This is a genomic window from Lactobacillus sp. ESL0679 (genome assembly GCF_029433515.1).
In the GTDB taxonomy this organism is placed as follows: domain Bacteria; phylum Bacillota; class Bacilli; order Lactobacillales; family Lactobacillaceae; genus Lactobacillus.
Window position 1 is genome coordinate 127,714 of the sequence record NZ_JAQTIG010000004.1, and the last position, 18,156, is coordinate 145,869.

General features: G+C 41.7%; 19 protein-coding genes. 17 read left to right on the plus strand and 2 right to left on the minus strand.

The window, feature by feature from the left end:
• The first annotated feature begins 1 nt into the window (after position 1).
• From PT287_RS06410 to PT287_RS06430, 5 genes are read left to right on the plus strand one after another with little or no spacing between them, the layout of a single operon-like run.
• Positions 2 to 868 carry a polyprenyl synthetase family protein gene (locus PT287_RS06410; protein ID WP_277133570.1) on the plus strand — a complete coding sequence of 289 codons (867 nt, stop codon included), beginning with the start codon at positions 2 to 4 and terminating at the stop codon, positions 866 to 868.
• Positions 869 to 1,681 carry a TlyA family RNA methyltransferase gene (locus tag PT287_RS06415; protein ID WP_277133571.1) on the plus strand — a complete coding sequence of 271 codons (813 nt, stop codon included), beginning with the start codon at positions 869 to 871 and terminating at the stop codon, positions 1,679 to 1,681.
• A 9-nt stretch (positions 1,682 to 1,690) separates the two neighbouring features.
• Positions 1,691 to 3,376 (plus strand): DNA repair protein RecN, encoded by a 1,686-nt coding sequence (recN, locus tag PT287_RS06420; protein WP_277133573.1) that lies wholly within the window; start codon positions 1,691 to 1,693, stop codon positions 3,374 to 3,376.
• A complete protein-coding gene (locus tag PT287_RS06425; protein WP_277133574.1) occupies positions 3,373 to 4,254 on the plus strand; it encodes a GNAT family N-acetyltransferase in 882 nt (293 codons plus the stop codon). The genes recN and PT287_RS06425 overlap by 4 nt, the downstream gene beginning before the upstream one ends.
• On the plus strand, positions 4,223 to 4,663 hold the full coding sequence (locus PT287_RS06430) for an ASCH domain-containing protein (RefSeq protein WP_277133576.1): 441 nt from the start codon (positions 4,223 to 4,225) through the stop codon (positions 4,661 to 4,663). Before PT287_RS06425 ends, PT287_RS06430 begins: the two co-directional genes overlap by 32 nt.
• 48 nt (positions 4,664 to 4,711) lie before the next feature.
• Here PT287_RS06430 and PT287_RS06435 read toward each other — a convergent pair whose 3' ends face one another.
• Positions 4,712 to 4,987, minus strand: a complete 276-nt coding sequence (locus PT287_RS06435; protein WP_277133578.1) for a hypothetical protein — start codon at positions 4,985 to 4,987, stop codon at positions 4,712 to 4,714.
• A gap of 169 nt (positions 4,988 to 5,156) precedes the next feature.
• On the opposite strand from PT287_RS06435, the gene gmk reads away from it, so the two are divergent.
• The 10 genes from gmk (at position 5,157) to PT287_RS06485 (ending at position 15,667) form a co-directional block, all read left to right on the plus strand.
• Positions 5,157 to 5,771, plus strand: a complete 615-nt coding sequence (gmk, locus tag PT287_RS06440; protein WP_277133580.1) for a guanylate kinase — start codon at positions 5,157 to 5,159, stop codon at positions 5,769 to 5,771.
• Between the two features lie 2 nt (positions 5,772 to 5,773).
• A complete protein-coding gene (gene rpoZ / locus PT287_RS06445; protein WP_277133581.1) occupies positions 5,774 to 5,992 on the plus strand; it encodes a DNA-directed RNA polymerase subunit omega in 219 nt (72 codons plus the stop codon).
• A 63-nt stretch (positions 5,993 to 6,055) separates the two neighbouring features.
• Positions 6,056 to 8,455 (plus strand): primosomal protein N', encoded by a 2,400-nt coding sequence (priA, locus tag PT287_RS06450; protein ID WP_277133582.1) that lies wholly within the window; start codon positions 6,056 to 6,058, stop codon positions 8,453 to 8,455.
• 12 nt (positions 8,456 to 8,467) lie between these two features.
• Complete coding sequence (gene fmt / locus PT287_RS06455) at positions 8,468 to 9,412, plus strand: methionyl-tRNA formyltransferase (protein WP_277133583.1); 945 nt, start codon at positions 8,468 to 8,470, stop codon at positions 9,410 to 9,412.
• Positions 9,399 to 10,724, plus strand: coding sequence for a 16S rRNA (cytosine(967)-C(5))-methyltransferase RsmB (gene rsmB / locus PT287_RS06460; RefSeq protein ID WP_277133585.1), 1,326 nt, complete (start codon positions 9,399 to 9,401; stop codon positions 10,722 to 10,724). The genes fmt and rsmB overlap by 14 nt, the downstream gene beginning before the upstream one ends.
• Before the next feature lie 4 nt (positions 10,725 to 10,728).
• The gene (locus tag PT287_RS06465; protein ID WP_277133587.1) at positions 10,729 to 11,478 is read left to right on the plus strand and encodes a Stp1/IreP family PP2C-type Ser/Thr phosphatase; all 750 of its coding nucleotides are present in this window, start codon (positions 10,729 to 10,731) and stop codon (positions 11,476 to 11,478) included.
• Positions 11,475 to 13,430 (plus strand): Stk1 family PASTA domain-containing Ser/Thr kinase, encoded by a 1,956-nt coding sequence (gene pknB / locus PT287_RS06470; RefSeq protein ID WP_277133589.1) that lies wholly within the window; start codon positions 11,475 to 11,477, stop codon positions 13,428 to 13,430. The genes PT287_RS06465 and pknB overlap by 4 nt, the downstream gene beginning before the upstream one ends.
• On the plus strand, positions 13,431 to 14,324 hold the full coding sequence (gene rsgA, locus PT287_RS06475; protein WP_277133591.1) for a ribosome small subunit-dependent GTPase A: 894 nt from the start codon (positions 13,431 to 13,433) through the stop codon (positions 14,322 to 14,324).
• A 9-nt stretch (positions 14,325 to 14,333) separates the two neighbouring features.
• Positions 14,334 to 14,984, plus strand: a complete 651-nt coding sequence (rpe, locus tag PT287_RS06480) for a ribulose-phosphate 3-epimerase (RefSeq protein WP_277133593.1) — start codon at positions 14,334 to 14,336, stop codon at positions 14,982 to 14,984.
• On the plus strand, positions 14,981 to 15,667 hold the full coding sequence (locus PT287_RS06485) for a thiamine diphosphokinase (RefSeq protein WP_277133594.1): 687 nt from the start codon (positions 14,981 to 14,983) through the stop codon (positions 15,665 to 15,667). The genes rpe and PT287_RS06485 overlap by 4 nt, the downstream gene beginning before the upstream one ends.
• Before the next feature lie 96 nt (positions 15,668 to 15,763).
• On the opposite strand, the gene rpmB is transcribed toward PT287_RS06485, so the two are convergent.
• Positions 15,764 to 15,949, minus strand: a complete 186-nt coding sequence (gene rpmB, locus PT287_RS06490) for a 50S ribosomal protein L28 (RefSeq protein ID WP_277133595.1) — start codon at positions 15,947 to 15,949, stop codon at positions 15,764 to 15,766.
• 164 nt (positions 15,950 to 16,113) lie between these two features.
• On the opposite strand from rpmB, the gene PT287_RS06495 reads away from it, so the two are divergent.
• Both PT287_RS06495 and PT287_RS06500 read left to right on the plus strand, forming a co-directional pair.
• Positions 16,114 to 16,476, plus strand: coding sequence for an Asp23/Gls24 family envelope stress response protein (locus PT287_RS06495; protein ID WP_277133597.1), 363 nt, complete (start codon positions 16,114 to 16,116; stop codon positions 16,474 to 16,476).
• Between the two features lie 21 nt (positions 16,477 to 16,497).
• Positions 16,498 to 18,156 (plus strand): DAK2 domain-containing protein, encoded by a 1,659-nt coding sequence (locus tag PT287_RS06500; protein ID WP_277133599.1) that lies wholly within the window; start codon positions 16,498 to 16,500, stop codon positions 18,154 to 18,156.

Genomic DNA, 18,156 nt, shown 5'->3' on the forward strand with positions numbered 1-18,156 from the left:
TATGACTTTTAAAGAATTTAGAACTATATGGACACCAGTTGTTGATGAATATTTAACAAAGAATTTAGCAAGCGAAGTTGATGATGAGAAGATTAGCCAAATTATGGCTTATTCAGTAATGGCTGGTGGTAAAAGATTACGCCCGCTGCTATTTCTAGCAACTTTAGCTGCGTTAGACAAGCCAATTAGTGAACCAGAAGTGCGAATTGCTTGCGGCATTGAATTGATTCACACCTATTCATTAATTCATGATGATTTACCAGCAATGGATAATGATGATTATCGCCGGGGTAAGTTAACAAGCCATAAAAAATGGGGCGAAGCCGAAGCAATTTTAGCTGGGGATGCATTGTTGCCAATGGGAATTGAATGGATTGCCTCAGGCAGTCATTCTTCTGACTTAGTTAAAATTATTACCCAAGCAGTTGGCCCTAACGGCATGGTTGGCGGTCAATATCTCGACATTGATTCGACCAACAATGCTAGCGTGGCCGACGATGCTCAGTTCATCAATCGGATGGAATGGTTAAAGACAGGTTGTCTCATCCTTGCTTGCGTTGAGATGGCGGCAACTTACGCTGGAGCTGATCCTGATAAGAAAGCCAAACTGATGGCGTTTGCGCATGACTTTGGTCGTTCATACCAAATTTATGATGATTTGGTTGATGTTGTAGAGACCAGTGAGGAAGCTGGCAAGGCAACACATAAGGATCAAGAAGAAGGCAAAAATAACACTTTGACTTTGCTGGGAATTAAGCAGAGTCGCCAGGAATTAACTAGCTTGATTAAGCATGCCCAAGACAGTTTAACTGGTTTGAATGGCAGTGTGTTAGCGGGCTTTCTTGATTTATACCAAAAGGTGCTGTAAATGACGAAAAAAAGAGCAGATATTTTATTGGCAGAGCAGGGCCTTTTTCATTCAAGAACACAAGCACAGCGTGCAATTATGGCCGGACTAGTATCCGATCATAATCACCAACGTATTGATAAGAGCGGCACGAGTTTTCCCGAAGATGAAAAATTTCACATTAAAGATGATGGCAAAAAGTACGTCTCACGTGGCGGCTTTAAATTAGAAAAAGCCCTGAAGTCTTTTCAAATTGATTTAAATAATAAAATTTGTTTGGACATTGGTGCCTCAACTGGTGGCTTTACCGATGTCGCACTGCAAAATGGTGCCAAGATGGTTTATGCCCTTGATGTTGGTTATAACCAACTGGCGTGGCAGCTGCGGGATGATGACCGTGTTATTGTCATGGAAAAGCAAAATTTTCGTTATAGTAAGCCGGCAGATTTTACCCAAGGTCTGCCTGACTTTGCCATGACAGATGTTTCCTTCATTTCGCTGGATTTAATTATGCCACCGATGTTTGAAATTTTAAAAGATGGTTGTGATGCTGTCTGTCTAATCAAGCCGCAGTTTGAAGCTGGCCCAGAAAATGTAGGTAAGCACGGTATTGTGCATGACCATGCGGTTCACTGTGCTGTAATTGAGCACACCGTTGAGCAGGCGCTAAAGGTTGGCTTCAACGTTCTTGATGTTGACTATTCGCCAATTAAGGGTGGCAAGGGCAACATTGAATTTTTGATTCATTTACAAAAAGAAGAGCATCATGGCGGCCAGAAATTATGGTCGGGTACGCCAGAAGAGGTTGTAGAACGGGCAGTTCATGAACTTTAGGAGTTAAAAATGTTAGTTGAGCTGGATATTAAGAATTTTGCCATTATCAAGGCGCTGAAGGTTCGCTTTCAAGAAAATATGACGGTGCTGATTGGTGAAACTGGTGCCGGAAAATCGATTATTATTGATGCCGTGTCACTCTTAATGGGTGGGCGCGGTCAAAAAGAAATGGTCCGCAGCGGTGAAAAAAAGGCTGTTGTCACGGGGTTATTTGAGGTTAATCAGGACACTAATGAAATCACCGAGTTATGTGAAAAGTATGGTCTGCCGGATTCCGATGGTCAGCTGATAATTAGTCGTGAACTGGCTGTCAAAGGTCGCAACGTGGTGCGCATTAACGGTCAGTTGACGACGATTAATGTCCTGCGTGAGTTAGGCAATTATCTAGTTGATATTCACGGTCAAAATGATCAGCAGATACTAATGGATCAGGACCGGCAGATTGATTTAGTGGATAATTACGCGCCGGCAAGTTTTAAGGCGGCTCTAGCTAGCTATCAGAAAGATTTTGCCACGTGGCAAACTTTAACTTCACGGCTCAATCACCTGCGTAAAGACGCGCAGGAGTTGGCACAAAAGCAGGACATTTTAAAATTTCAAAATGATGAACTGACTGCGGCTAATCTGACTGATGTCCATGAAGATGAGCAGCTAGAAGAAGAATTTAACGAGCTGAACAATTATCAGAAAATTGTCGATACTGCCAATTATTTGATGCAATTATATGATGATGACGAGCACGGTATTGAAACGCTAATTGGCGATGCACAAAATGCTGCCAATGAATTGAGCGAGTATGGTTCCAAGTTTAAAGATATTGCCAAGACGATAGACGATGGGGTATATGCTTTAAGTGATGCCCGCGGAGAACTATCGAATGTCCTGGATGAAATGGACTTTGATGAGGAACGTTACCAGTATGTTTCTAGCCGGTTAGATACCTTGAATTCGCTCAAGAAAAAGTATGGCCCAGATCTTGAAGATGTTTTTGCTTTTTATACAAAAGTACAAAAGGAATTAGGGCAATATGAAACTGGTGGCCTTGATGAAGAAGAACTGCAGAAGCAAGTTGCCGTAATTGAAGAGAAGCTGACTCAAGAAGCGCGAGGACTGCATGATACACGTGAGCAAGTTGCGCGCAATCTTGAAGAAAAAATCAAGCAGGAATTGGCCGATCTTTATATGGCAAAAGCTCGATTTGCGATTGATTTTTCTAGTACAACGACTTTTACCAGCAAAGGTACTGATGAAATTGTCTTTTTGATTGCGCCAAATCCCGGCGAGGATTTGATGCCGCTAGTTAAGATCGTTTCTGGTGGTGAGCAATCGCGGTTAATTTTGGCATTAAAAGCAATTTTTAGTCGGGTAGAGCCAGTTGGTACCATGATTTTTGATGAAATTGATACCGGTGTTTCCGGTCGCGTGTCAGCGGCAATTGGCGCCAAGATGCACTCAATTGGTGAAAGTAAACAGGTCATTGCGATTACGCACTCGCCGCAAGTAGCCGCCGCAGGGGACCAAAAGTACTTGGTGGCTAAACAAGTTAAGGATGGAGCAACTTATACGCAGATTGGGCCATTGACGCAAGAAGAAACAATTACTGCGATTGCGGAAATGATGGCTGGTAGCAACGTGACGGAAGCTGCTAAACAGAATGCCGAAGATTTGATGGAGAGTTTTAAAAAGAAAAAATGATCATTGAAGAAGTGGCTTTAACTGCTAGTGAGCTTAAGGCTGTAAATCAGTTAATTAATGAGGTTCATCAATTTGACCAAACAATTAAAGATCCTTATTTGAGCAATCAATATAATTATTTCTCGCAGATGCCAACTTTTGTGTTAGCGTATTGTGAGCAAAAAATGGTTGGCTTAACAATGTTGTATGCTGATGAGGAGCCGGGTAGCGAAGTCGAGTTAAGCGTCATCGTTGCTCCTGCTTATCGCAAACGAGGATTTGCTGATGAGATGGTAAAGCATGCAGTTAGGATTTCACAAAAGTATGGTTATTCAAAATTTAGTTTTGTTTCAGAAAAAATCTTTTTACAGCAGAATCCTGATTTTTTGAACAATAATATGTTAACTATTACCGACTCTGAATATTATATGAAAGCAAGTAGGGCAGTTAAGGCTTCACCGCTTTCAGGGTTAACAGTCGAGCAAATGACGGCTGATGATGTTGACGAAGTTGCTAAAATTTATCATGCATCTTTTGACGAGCCACTAACGACAACGATGAACTATTTAGTTCAAGGGTTGAAGGATCCAACTGGGTTAAGTTTTGTCTTACGTTATCAAAATAAAATTGTCGGCTATTGCGGCGTTGACTGCGGTCAATCGGATTATTTCTTTGGCTTGTTAATTGCCGAAGAATTTCGCGGTCGGGGTTTTGCAACGTTCTTTATTAAACAGATGATGGTAACTCTACAAGAACAGGGTTGTAAGGAATTTTCTATCGAAGTTGACTGTGACAATCCAGCGGCAATTCATGTTTACAAGAATGCTGGCTTTGTGGTTGCCACGGAAGTAGTTTATTTGGTGAAAAATGAATGCACAAATAGAACAGTATTGGCGTAATTTTTGTAATGAAAGAGCAATTGCTCCTAGCGAATTGGATGAGGCATTTGCCTTTGGCGATACGAAAAAAATGGTTGATGAATTAGCTGATCTAGTTAATCGGGGAATAAAAACGGCGACAACTAGCATTTATGTGCCAGAGGATAGTCTGGCGCAAGTGGGTAAATATTGCATTATTCTGGATGGTTCTAATAAGCCAGTTTGCGTCGTGCAAAACAAGGTCTGTGAGGTAATGCCCTTTAAGCAGGTATCGCAAGAGCATGCTTATCATGAGGGCGAGGGCGACCGCACGTATGCATATTGGCATCAGGCACATGTTGATTTCTTTACTAAAGAGTGTAAAGAAGAAGGCTGGACCTTTAATGACGAGACACTAGTCGTCTGTGAAGTGTTTGCCAAATTTTCATAATCAAAAAAGCTCGAGAATTTTTAGTTCTCGAGCTTTTGGCTATTTTTGTTAAGCTAAATCAATCCGAAAAATATTGCTGACGTCAATTATTTTTAATATCTTGCGATCATTAGAACGTAAGATAAAACGTCCAGCCGATACACGCTTAACAATCTGGCCGATTTCACTTGTGTCGTTTGGATAGGTAATCATTACAAAATCACGGTGCAACAGAGCAAAGTTTAGGGTAGTTAAAATATGGCGATAAGCTTGGTTATAAATGCTTAGTCTGTCATCATCATAAGTAAATAGATAGTGGTAAATTTTCTTAAGCGAGTTTTTCATTAAAGCACCCCTCAAAAGTAGCGAACATTTGTTTGATAAGCTCATTATACGAACATCTGTTTACGAAAACAAGTGTTTGGCGTAAATTTGTTTAAAAAACTTATTAACTTGAAAAACTGTTACATTTAGTTTTAAATAGACTTAATAGCTTTTTATAGGGGAGTATGGCATGGCAGATAAAGGTTTGTTACTTGTCCTTTCGGGTCCTTCAGGAGTTGGCAAAGGAACCGTTAAAAGTGCAATAGTTAAGAATAAAGTTTTTCCGTTTGAATATTCAGTGTCAATGACGACGCGTAAGCCGCGACCTGGCGAAGTTAATGGCAAAGATTATTTTTTCGTTTCAGAAGAACGTTTTAAGCAAGCTATTAACCATGGCGAACTTCTAGAATATAATAGATATGTGAACCATTATTATGGGACGCCGCTTACACCAGTGAAAAAAATGCTGGAGCAGGGTAAAGATGTGTTGTTAGAGATTGACGTTAATGGGGCGCAAAAAGTGCGTGAACAAATGCCGGATGGAGTTTTTATTTTCTTAACCCCACCAGACTTACACACTTTGCACGAGCGCTTGGAAAATCGTGGCACAGAATCAGAAGACATCATTATGGGTCGCATCAAGCAGGCCAGAGAAGAAATATTGGTAATGCAAGATTATGATTATGCAGTTGTTAATGATGAGGTGGCAAATGCTGTTCATCATATTAAAGCAATTGTTGATGCCGAGCATGTTAGCGTCAAACGGGTAATTGATACTTACCGGAAAATGGTCAGGGAGGACTAATTATGAGAGTTACATATCCATCAATTGACAAATTATTAGCACGTGTTGATTCGCGTTATTCGTTATCAGTGCTTGCTGCTAAGAGAGCACATGAATTAGAGGCTGGCGATCCAGAAGCATTAAAGAGCTACAAGTCGCTAAAGCCTGTCGGTAAGGCGCTGGAAGAAATCGAAGCCGGTAAAGTTACCGTTGATCCCGAACATCGCGAGGTTAATCAATAAGTTGGTTAAATTTCATGACCTTCATCCGCAAGTGATGGAGGTCATTTTTTTCAAGGTGATTAAATGATTGCGCAAGTAATTGTAGATATTGCAGCTAAGCAAACGGACCGGATTTTTGAATATCATATTCCTGATGAAGTTGGTAATGTCGAAATTGGCTCACGAGTGTTTGTACCATTTGGTCCGCGAAAATTGCAGGGTTTTGTGGTTGGCCTGACTGAGAGCAGCCAGTTTCAAGGTAAGTTAAAGGACTTATTACTAGTTGTTGACGAAATGCCGCCGTTAACACCAGAGTTAGTAGAGTTATCTAAAGAACTGGCTAACCGTATATTTTCGTATCGGATTACGCTGTTAAAGGCAATGCTGCCGCGAGTGATGCGGGCGAATTATCGTAAAATTTTGGTACCACAATCTCCTCAGGCAAAGAAGCTACCATTTTTTCAGGGCGAGCCAATTGATTTAAATAAAGTGACTGATGCCAAGGAGATTGCGGCGATTCGCAAATTACTTCGTAATGATAATGCTAGAATTGAATATTTGGTTGAAAATCGAGCTAAGGTGAAGACGCAAAACCAGTATGCCTTGGTATTAACTAAAAAAGACTACATTAACCTTTATGAGTCCTTACGACAAAACGCGGTTAAGCAAAAGCAACTGCTGATGGCGATAATTGAAAACTTTTCTGCCTTCCCGATGCTGCAAAGCCAATTAGAGCAAATAGCTCAAGTTAATACAGCCCCATTAACAAGTGCTGTTAAAAAAGGCTGGCTGAAGAAGTCGGCACTGGAAGTTTATCGTGATCCACTTGCTACTTTCACCAAGAATAAGCATCCTCATGCCAAAATTACATTGAACGATGAGCAACAAGCTGCACTAGACCAAATTGTGCCTGCTATTCAATCAGCCAAGCCGCAGACTTTTTTGCTTGAGGGGATTACGGGCAGCGGAAAAACCGAGGTTTATTTGCATGCAATCAACCAAACCCTGATTAGTAGAAAAAATGCGCTAATGCTGGTGCCGGAAATTTCGCTAACGCCGCAAATGGTGAGTCAAGTCAAAGGACGCTTTGGTGAGCAAGTGGCGGTGTTACATAGTGGCTTGTCAGAAGGCGAATTGTATGACGAGTGGCGGCGAATCCGCCGCGGCGAAGTGCGAGTCGTTGTCGGCGCACGTAGTGCGGTCTTTGCACCCTTAACCAACATTGGCCTTATTGTCATTGACGAGGAGCATGAATCTTCATATAAGCAGGAAGACAATCCGCGCTATCATGCTCGGGATGTTGCTATTTGGCGCAGTAAATATAATTCTTGCCCTTTAGTATTAGGAAGTGCCACACCTTCACTTGGTAGCCGTGCCCGAGCACAAAAGGGTGTGTATCAGTTATTAAAATTGACCAAACGGGCTAACCAAAAGGAGTTGCCTGAAGTTAATTTAATTGACCTCAAGCAGGCTGACTTTGCTGGTGGGCAACTAGATCTGACAGTACAATTGGTTACTGCAATTCAAGAACGATTGGCTAAAAAAGAGCAAGTGATATTGATGCTTAATCGGCGCGGCTTTGCCAACTTTATGTTGTGCCGCGAATGTGGCTACGTTATGAAGTGTCCTAATTGCGATCTATCGCTAACAATGCACAAGGACACGGGACAAATGCAATGCCATTACTGCGGCTATACAATAGCAATTCCGCGCAAATGTCCTAATTGTCAAAGTTCTAAGATTCGTTTCTTAGGGACAGGTACGCAAAAAGTTCAAGAAGAATTAAATTCGCTATTGCCAAGTGCAAGAATTTTGCGGATGGACGTTGACACAACACGGCGCAAGGGAGCATTTAAACGGATTTTGGATGCATTCGGGAACCACGAAGCAGATATTTTACTAGGGACACAAATGATTGCCAAAGGACTAGACTTTCCCAATGTTACGCTTGTTGGGGTTGTTAATGCAGATACGGGCTTGTGGCTGCCAGATTATAATGCTTCCGAACGGACTTTTGAATTGTTAACCCAAGTTGCCGGCCGAGCTGGTCGTGCTGAAAAAAAGGGTGAGGTCATCATTCAGACCTTTAATCCGGATCATTATGCAATTAAGCTGGCACAAACGCAGGATTATGAACGCTTCTATGCCTATGAGATGCAGATGCGACACGCAGGCAATTATCCGCCGTATTTCTATACGGTATTAATATCGGTTGCAGCCAAAAAGGAGCAAAATGCTGCTCGCGAAGCATTTAAGATTAAACGTCGCTTGCAAGCTAACTTGCATCCAGCAACGATTGTCTTGGGACCGACACCGAGTGCAATTTCTCGTCTAAAAAACAAATATTATTATCAAATACTGGTAAAATATAAAAAAGAAGTTAACTTAAATAATTTATTACACCAAATTCAGGACTCAGCGCAGGAAGTAAAGAAGTACGGCTTAAGCGTGTATATCGACAATGAGCCTGAGCGAATTATGTAAAGGAGAATGTCAATGACATCAGTTATTTTTATGGGGACACCCGATTTTGCGGTGCCGATTTTACAAGCACTGGTAAGAAACAATTATGATATTAAAGCGGTTGTTACTCAGCCAGATAAAAAGGTGGGCCGCAAGCAAAAAGTTACCCCAACACCAGTTAAGGTGGCCGCGGAAGAACTTAATCTGCCGGTAGTTCAACCAGTAAAATTGTCGGGTTCGCCAGAAATAGCAGAGTTAATTGCCTTGCACGCTGACCTAATTATCACTGCTGCCTACGGGCAATTTTTGCCGACCAAATTTTTAAATTCAGTTAAAATTGCGGCAGTTAATGTGCACGGCTCATTATTGCCAAAATATCGCGGTGGGGCACCAATTCAGTATTCACTAATCAATGGCGATTCCGAAACGGGAATAACAATTATGGAAATGGTCAAGAAGATGGATGCCGGCGATATTTATGCCCAAAAGACATTAAAGATTGAACCAGAAGACACCACTGGCAGCGTGTTTGCCAAACTATCATTGCTAGGCCGTGACTTACTGCTTGAAACTTTGCCACAGATTATTGCCAATCCAAACCAAAAGACGCCGCAGGATGCAAGCAAAGTTGTATTTTCACCTAATATTCAAAAAGACCAGGAGCAAATTAAGCTGACACTAACGGCAACACAGGCTAACAACTTAATTCGCGGGCTTAATCCTGATCCTGGTGCCTATTTATCAGTTGCTGGCAAACGCCTAAAGGTGTGGCGAGCAGAAGTTAGTTCAGAGCAAACAGAACTGCCAGCAGGTAGTTTAGTTGCAAACGATGGCCGCTTTGCAATCAGTTTTGCGCAAGGAACGGTGTTGAACTTATTGGAATTGCAACCAGCGGGTAAAAAGAAAATGACCGTTAACAACTTTTTAAACGGTCAAGGCAGTAAATATACGGTAGGAGAACAAATTGTCGACGACTAAAAGTGCGCGTGCAGTCGCGCTGCAAACACTGATTCGCGTTTTGCGCGATGGCTCATACTCAAACATTAGCTTGAATAACAGTCTGCGGCATTCGCAATTAAGTCAAGCAGACCGGAATTTTTGTACGCGCCTAGTTTATGGCACGATCCAATACAAAATTTATTTAGAATACCAGCTGCATGACCTAGTTAAGACCAAGCTTAAAGAAGATTATTTGTTGCCGCTATTATTGATGTCGAGCTACCAAATTTTATTTTTGGATAAAGTGCCTAACAGGGCAGCAGTCAATGAGGCCAATCTGCTGGCTAAGCAATTCGGTAAGCCGCATTCAACCGGTTTTAAAATTGTCAACGGTATTTTGCATGCGCTAATTCGTCGCGGGTCAGTCTTACCCGATAAAAAGGATGTCGTACAATACTTGAGCGTCAGGGAGAGTGTGCCTGAATGGTTAGTGCAATATTTAATTAACAATTGGGGGTTTGAACGCACGAGCAGTATTTTGACCAGTATCAATTTGCCCGCTAAAAATACGGTGCGCGTTGCCCGCTCAGTAGATACTGAAGAAGTAATTAAAGCGCTGATAAATTTAGGTTTTGCTTCAGAAGAGTCAGCCTTAACAAGTGACGAGCTAGTTTTAGATCGCGGCGGCGTCAGTGAGACACCGTTATTTCAAGATGGTAAATTGACAATTCAAGATGAAGCTGCTAGTTTAGCGGTAAATGCTTTCAATTTTATGGGTGATGAAGAAGTGCTGGATGCTTGTAGTGCACCTGGTGGCAAAACCGTGCAGATTGCGGAACAATTGGCAACTGGCCACGTGACTGCGCTCGATATTCATGAAAATAAGTTGCGGCTGGTTAAGCAGAATGCTGAACGAATGAATGTGAACGAGCGCGTTGTCACTAAGGCAATGGACGCTCGCAAGGCCGACCAAGTTTTTGCGCAAGGTCAATTTGCTAAAATTCTGGTTGATGCACCTTGTTCTGGTTTGGGATTATTACGCCGCAAGCCGGAAATCCGTTATACCAAGAGTTTGAGTGATTTAACTAACTTGCAAAAAGTGCAGCTAGCATTACTTGATCATTTAAGTGGTCTGGTAAAGGCGAATGGCGAACTAGTTTATTCTACGTGTACCATTGCCGTTGAAGAGGATGAGGCAGTAGTCAAGACATTCTTAAAGCAACATCCTGAATTTGAATTGCAGGCGTTTAAAGCGGGCAAAATTGATGCACCAGAAGGGATGCTCAAGATTTTACCTGATAGTTATGGCAGTGATGGCTTTTTCATTGCTAAGTTTGTAAGGCGAGGTTAGAGTTTTGATTAAAACAGCATACGCTTCGAGTATCGGTCGGATACGGAAAAGCAATCAAGATTTTGTACGAGTTTTTCAAAATAAGAGCGGTGCAACTATGGCAATTGTCTGTGATGGCATGGGGGGCCATCAGGGCGGGGATGTTGCCTCGACAATGGCTGTTAGCCATTTAGGCCATAGCTTTGGTGTAACTGACTTTACTGATTGTGACAGTGCTCGTAAGTGGCTTGATGTTCAGCTTAATTCCGAAAATGAGACGATTTTAAAGACTGCTGACCGTTTTCCCGATTTGAATGGGATGGGCACGACGATTGTCTTGGCCGTAGTTTTTGCACAAGAAGCTTTAATTGCACACTTAGGCGACTCGCGGGCATACAGTTATACGGCGGGCAAGTTTATCCAGTTAGTCGAAGATCATTCGCTGGTTAATGAACTTGTTAAAATTGGCCAAATTACTAAACAGCAAGCCAAGCACCACCCGCAAAAAAATATTATTACGCAAGCACTTGGCGTTTCTAGCACAATTGATCCAGAATTTCGCCAGATAACTTTGCATGATAATGACGTGATTTTGCTATGTACAGATGGGCTGACCAATTCGTTAAGTGACCCCCAGATTCAACAAATTTTGGCAACCAAAGAATTGTCTTTAAAGGAACGCTGCCATAAATTAATCAATGAAGCTAACCGCTTAGGTGGTGGCGACAATATTACCGTTTGCCTTGTAGTTGACGAGGACGGTGATCAGCAGTGATTGATAAAGGGTATTTATTAGGCGACCGCTATCGGATCATTGATACGCTGGGCGAAGGCGGGATGGCTAACGTTTATTTAGCTGAAGACATCATTTTGCAGCGTAAAGTTGCCGTTAAAATTTTACGAATGGACTTGCAGCGTGAGCCGCAGACCCTAGCTCGATTTCAACGTGAGGCATTAGCAACTAGTGAGTTAAGCCATCCAAATATTGTCATGGTACTGGATGTTGGAACGGATTATGGCCTGCCTTACATGGTGATGGAGTACGTTTCGGGTCCAGACTTAAAAGAGTATATCCGGCAGAATTCGCCGCTGGACTTGCGCGATGTGATTCGGATAATGGATCAAATATTGAGTGCTATGGCTTTGGCGCACAAACATAATGTGATTCACCGCGATTTAAAGCCGCAAAATATTCTGATGGATAAACGCGGCAATATTAAGATTGCCGACTTTGGCATCGCGGTGGCTTTGAACCAAAATTCCGTGACTCAGACTAATTCTGCAATTGGTTCAGTTCATTACATGTCTCCAGAACAAACACGCGGCGGACTGGTTACCAAGCAATCTGATTTGTATTCGCTAGGAATTATTCTTTATGAATTAATTACTGGCACGGTTCCGTTCAACGGTGACACCGCTGTTGCCATCGCCTTGAAGCATGCTCAAGAGCCGATTCCGTCAATTAAATTAAAAGACCCAAAAGTCCCCCAGGCATTAGAAAATGTGGTCTTAAAGGCCACTGCTAAGGACCCACGAGATCGCTATAGCACTGCTCAAGAAATGAAGGCTGACTTAGACACAAGTCTTGACGGTAGCCGTGCCGATGAGCCGGTTTTTATTCCTAATCATGGTCTAAATAATGACGAAACAATTGTTCTGCCTAACTTTAAGCCCAGTCGCAAGACCGAGACAGCCAAAGAAAAAGACCAGGGTAAAGACATAGAGCAGCAGCCGCTTAAAAAGAATGGTTTGTTAGCTAGTCTACGGCAAAATAAATGGTGGTGGCTATTTATTGCCATTGCTGCGGCTGCAGTTGTCGGATTAATGTTTTTAGTTCTTAGCAGCCATGCAGACGTCCGGATTCCCGATGTCACTAATCTAACTGAAAAAAGTGCCCGAGTTCAGCTAGAAAAAGTTGGCCTGAAGGTCGGTCATATTAAGCATAAGAGTTCAGATAGTATTGATCAGGGCCGCGTAATTGAGACCTTACCGCCTGCTGGCTCGCAAAGTAAGAAGGGGCGGCCAATTGATCTTTATATTTCAGATGGTGCTGGGATGGTGCGCGTGCCCGACGTAACAGGTGAAGACTATGATGCAGCCGTGGCAAAACTGCAAAAATTGGGCTTTGATGTTATTAAAGACACCCAATATTCGCCTAACGTGCCACCTGATCACGTCATCAGCCAAAGTATCGCTGCCGATGTTGAGGTTAAACCTAACCAGACAACAGTCACTTTAGTTGTATCCAAGGGCCGCGATGATGGACTTCGCCGTAACTCAATTAAATTGGCAAATTTGAAGAATTACACGCTAAAAGATGCCCAAGAATATGCTCATCAGCATGGCTTAACCTTGCAAGTGACCTCAACGTATTCTGATAAAGTTAAAAAAGGCAAGATTATTTCCATGAGTCCAGCAGCTGGTACGCAATTGCCGCGCAATAGCACGGTGACTGTGAGCTTGTCAGAGGGGCCAAAAGAAAAAGAGGATTCATCTGCGATTAAAACCTTTACCGTTAACTATGATTCTGAAAATACTTCGGGTGGTCATGGTAACCACGTGCAAATCTATGTTTCCGATGATAATCATTCTCTCAGCAATATTTATCGCGACTTATATATTAAGCGAGATACTAATTTTTCAATTCCATTTTCACTGAAAAACGGTGCCGGTAGTTTGCGAGTTGTGCGCGATGGTCAAACAATATTAAATGAAAAGGTGAAATAAATGACTAAGCAAGTCGAAGGAATTGTTATTGGCCTGATTGCTGGCTTTTATGATGTGCAGACGCAATCTGGGGTTGTGCGCACAAGAGCACGCGGAGTTTTTCGTAAAAACAAGGAGAAGCCAACAGTTGGCGACCACGTCCAAATTCAAATTGATGAGCAAGGAACCAGTTATTTGGTTGCGATTATGCCACGCAAGAACCTGATTGGACGGCCAGCTTTGGCAAATGTAAGTCATGTTTTACTGGTGATGTCGGCGGTTGAACCAGACTTTTCTCTGCAACTACTTGACCGATTCTTGACGTTTTTTGCATGGCAAAAGGTTGCCGTTAGCATTTATTTATCGAAAAGTGATATTGTTGGTGCGGTTAAACTGCAGAAAATTAAGCAGGAGCTTGATTATTATGCCGCAATTGGTTATCCCGTTTATGATGATTGGACCAAGCTAGCTACCAAGTTGCCTAAGGCAATTATGCAGGACCAAATTTGGACACTGGCAGGGCAGTCTGGTGCTGGCAAGTCGACCTTAATTAATCACCTAAAAAAGGATTTGCAACAAGAAACAGCTGCAATTTCAACAAGTTTAAACCGCGGTAAGCATACGACTAGAACGGTTCAGCTATTTAGCTTAGGTAAGGGCTTTTTAGCAGATACGCCGGGATTTTCCGCGATTGACTTTACGCCAATCAAACTAAATGAACTTTGCAATTATTTTGTCGAGTTTAAGAAAGCGAGCGTTAATTGCAAGTTCCGCGGCTGTCAGCACCTTAAAGAACCTGGCTGTGCGGTTAAGCAGCTTGTAGACGAGGGCAAAATTCGCCAGAGTCGCTACGATGATTATTTATTGATGCACAATGAGATTGCCAATGGCCGGATACCCGAATATTTGAAATAAGGAGATAAGATGTTAATTGCACCTTCGATTTTAAATGCGAATAATTTAAACCTCAAAAGTGACATTGCAGCAGCTGTTGCAGCTGGAATTAACCGGGTTCATATTGATATTATGGATGGCCACTTTGTACCTAATTTATCTTTTGGTCCGCAATTGGTCAGTGATTTTAAGCGGGCATTTCCTGAAGTTACGGCAGAAATCCATTTAATGAGCGACAAGCCGGATATTTTTGTGCCAGCGTTTGTTAGTGCTGGCGCCGATTTAATTGAGCTGCATTATGAGGCGATGACTGAAGTAAAATTAGATAAGTGGCTAACTTATTTAAATCTGCATCATGTCAAAGCTGGTATTGTGCTTAGCCCCGATACGCCGATAACAGTCTTGCCTAAATTTGCAGCTAAGCTTGATCAAGTCTTATTAATGACTGTTTATCCAGGTTTTGGTGGGCAAAAGTTTATTCCAGAAATGATTGATAAAATTAATCGGGCCAATGAATTGCTGCAAGGCAAGCTGCCAATTGAGGTTGATGGCGGCATTGATGCCGAAACCGCCCAGATTGCTCAATCTGCTGGAGCAAGTATTTTTGTTGCTGGTTCATATTTGTTTGGCAAGGGGCAAATTGCCAAACAGGTAGCAGAACTAACGGAGATATTGCGATGAAGGCAATTGCGTTATTAGGTGGTCCGGAAGCCGAATGGCCGCAAGAAATTAAGCAAATATTATTAACTGCAAAGTGTCGCGGCGATCTCTTGATAGGAGTTGACCGCGGCAGTATTTTACTTGAGCAATTGGGTTTTACTCCTGATCTGGCAGTTGGTGATTTTGACTCCTTAAAGCAAAAAGAATTAACTAAAATTGCTTGTGATGTCCCAGATGTGCGTTATTCAGTCCCAGAAAAAGATTTCACCGATACCGAATTGATGATTAGGGATGTTTTTAACGATTATCAAGTTGAAAAACTAACGCTGCTGGGTGCTACTGGTGGGCGTATTGATCATTTTTTGGTAAATTTGCTGATGTTGCTAAATCCGGCAGTTAATCAATTTGCCGAGCAAGTTGAAATATTGGACCGGCAAAACCTCATTAATTTTTATAATTCTGGCAGTCATGTTGTGTTGCGGCAAAAAGGTTACACCTATTTTGGCGTTGTTTCGCTTACAGCAGTAACGCAGTTAAATATTACTAATGCCAAATATAATTTGTTAGATTATGATGGTTCCTATCCGGTGGCATTTAGTTCTAACGAATTTTTGCCGCAGGCAAATTCATTTAATTTGTCGTTTATCAAGGGGACTGTTGCTGTTATCCAAGCTAAAGATATTGATCGTTATCAAAATATTTAATTAAAAAAGCCAATTCCTAGAATTTCTAAGAATTGGCTTTTAATTTAGCGTAATAAAAAAACTGCTAGAAATTAATCCAGCAGTTTTTTATGTATATTAGGCACGAGTCACTTTACCAGACTTCAAAGTCTTGGTTGAAACCCATACACGCTTTGGTTTACCATCAACAAGAATACGAACTTTTTGAAGGTTTGGCTTCCAAGCACGACGAGCTGAATTCAATGAGTGAGAACGTGTGTTACCAAAAGTGGTCTTTTTACCTGTAATATAATCTTTTGCCATTTGCTAAACCTCCTTTACTTGTGTTTTCATACTTATTTAAGATAGCATAACTTTTAGCGTAATGCAACTACAAAAGTATTTTTTGTGAATGGATTTTGTATTTATCTTGGTTTACTATGATAAAATAGAATCATACACAAGAAGCAATGAGACGGAGGATAAACATGGCTGTTAAAATCAAAACAAAAAACGGTTTGATTGATATTTCAAACGGAGTAATCGCAACTGTTGTTGGTAATGCGGCTACGTCTAATTATGGCGTTGTTGGTATGGCGTCAAAGAACGCGATTCGTGACGGTGTTGACGTCATTTTGAACCGAGCAAATTACAAGCGTGGCGTTGTTGTTAAATCAGAAGATAATGAAATTACGGTTGATGTTTATATTATTGTCGGCTACGGCTTGAAGATTTCTGAAGTTAGTCGTAATGTACAAGACAGCGTTAAATTCAGTTTGAAGAATCAACTTGGAATTGACACAAGAGCTGTTAACGTAATCGTTCAAAGTGTTAAGGTACTTGACGAGTAACTCAATCGGAGGTTTAGAATATTGGTTTTAAAGGAAATAGATAGTAACAAATTTAGAGATATGGTACGAGTGGCTACTCACCGAATGGGGCGCAATGCCGAGTTTGTTAACTCACTTAATGTGTTTCCAGTTCCTGATGGCGATACTGGTACTAACATGAATTTAACTATTGAAAGTGGTGCAAAGGCCGTTGCTCAAAATACCAGTACAAGTGTAGGCGATCTAACTGAAAGCTTGGCAAAAGGAATGCTTATGGGGGCTCGTGGTAATAGCGGCGTTATTTCCTCGCAGCTTTTTAGAGGCATTTATAAGGCCACTCAAGGCATGAAAACTTTAAATGCCCAGGAGCTTGCTAATGCATTTTCAAACGGTGTTGCGACAGCTTATAAAGCTGTAATGAAGCCCGTTGAAGGAACAATCTTGACGGTTGCGCGGGTGGCGGCTCAAGAGGGAGCAAATAAGGCTAACGAAACTGATGATGTTGAAAAAGTTATGGAAGCAATTGTCAATGGTGCCAAGAAGTCTTTGAAGACGACACCTGACTTGTTGCCAGTTTTGAAGCAAGTTGGCGTTGTTGACTCTGGTGGTCAAGGATTACTCTTTATCTATGAAGGCTTTTTAGAAGGTATTTTGGGTGAGAGTTTTGCTGATCGCTACCAGCCAGATGAAGGCGAAATGGACGAAATGATTAATGCCATGCACCATCAATCAGTGCAGACGCAATTGTCAACGCAAGATATTAAAAATGGTTACTGTACTGAAATCATGGTTGATTTGACCGCTGATATTCCAGATAAAAAGCCGTTTAATCTGGAAGAATTCAGAAATCATTTGTCTGAGCTTGGAGACTCGTTATTAGCTGTTTCCGATGATGAAGTTGCTAAGGTTCACGTTCATACTGAACATCCTGGTGATGTTTTCTTATACGGCAGTCAGTTTGGTCAATTAGGCAAAATCAAGATTGATAACATGCGGATTCAGCACGAAACGATTGTTAACGATAGTGATGAACAACAAGAAAGCGTTGATTTTGCAGTGATCGCTGTGGCTTCTGGTAATGGTATTCGCAAGTTATTTGAAAGCGAAGGCGTTAACCGCATTATTTCTGGTGGTCAAACGATGAACCCATCAACTCAAGATATTATTGACGCTATTAAAAAATCTGGTGCGCAAAAAGCAATTGTGCTGCCAAATAACGGCAATATTGTGATGGCTGCCAAGCAGGCCGCTGAAGTTAGCGACATTCCTGTTGGTATTGTGCCTACTAAGACTATTTCGCAAGGTTTAACGGCAATGCTTTCCTTTGATCCTGACTTGTCAGTTGAGGAAAATGTTGACAGCATGACCGAAGACCTTGATACCGTTGTTTCTGGTGAAGTGACGCAAGCTAACCGTGATACAACAATTAATGACGTTGAAGTCCATGCTAATGATTATCTGGGGATTATTAATGGTGACATTGAAGTAGATAATCCTGATTTGGTAACAGCGGCGATTAATATGGTTGAAAAAATGCTGGATGAGGATTCAGAAATTATCACAATTATGTTTGGTCGTGATTCCAATAAGAAGCAGGCTGAACAAGTAGTAGATGGTTTAAAGGCAAATCACGATGATCTTGAATTTGAAGTTCATGATGGTGGCCAACCAGTTTATAATTTCTTGGTTTCTGTTGAATAA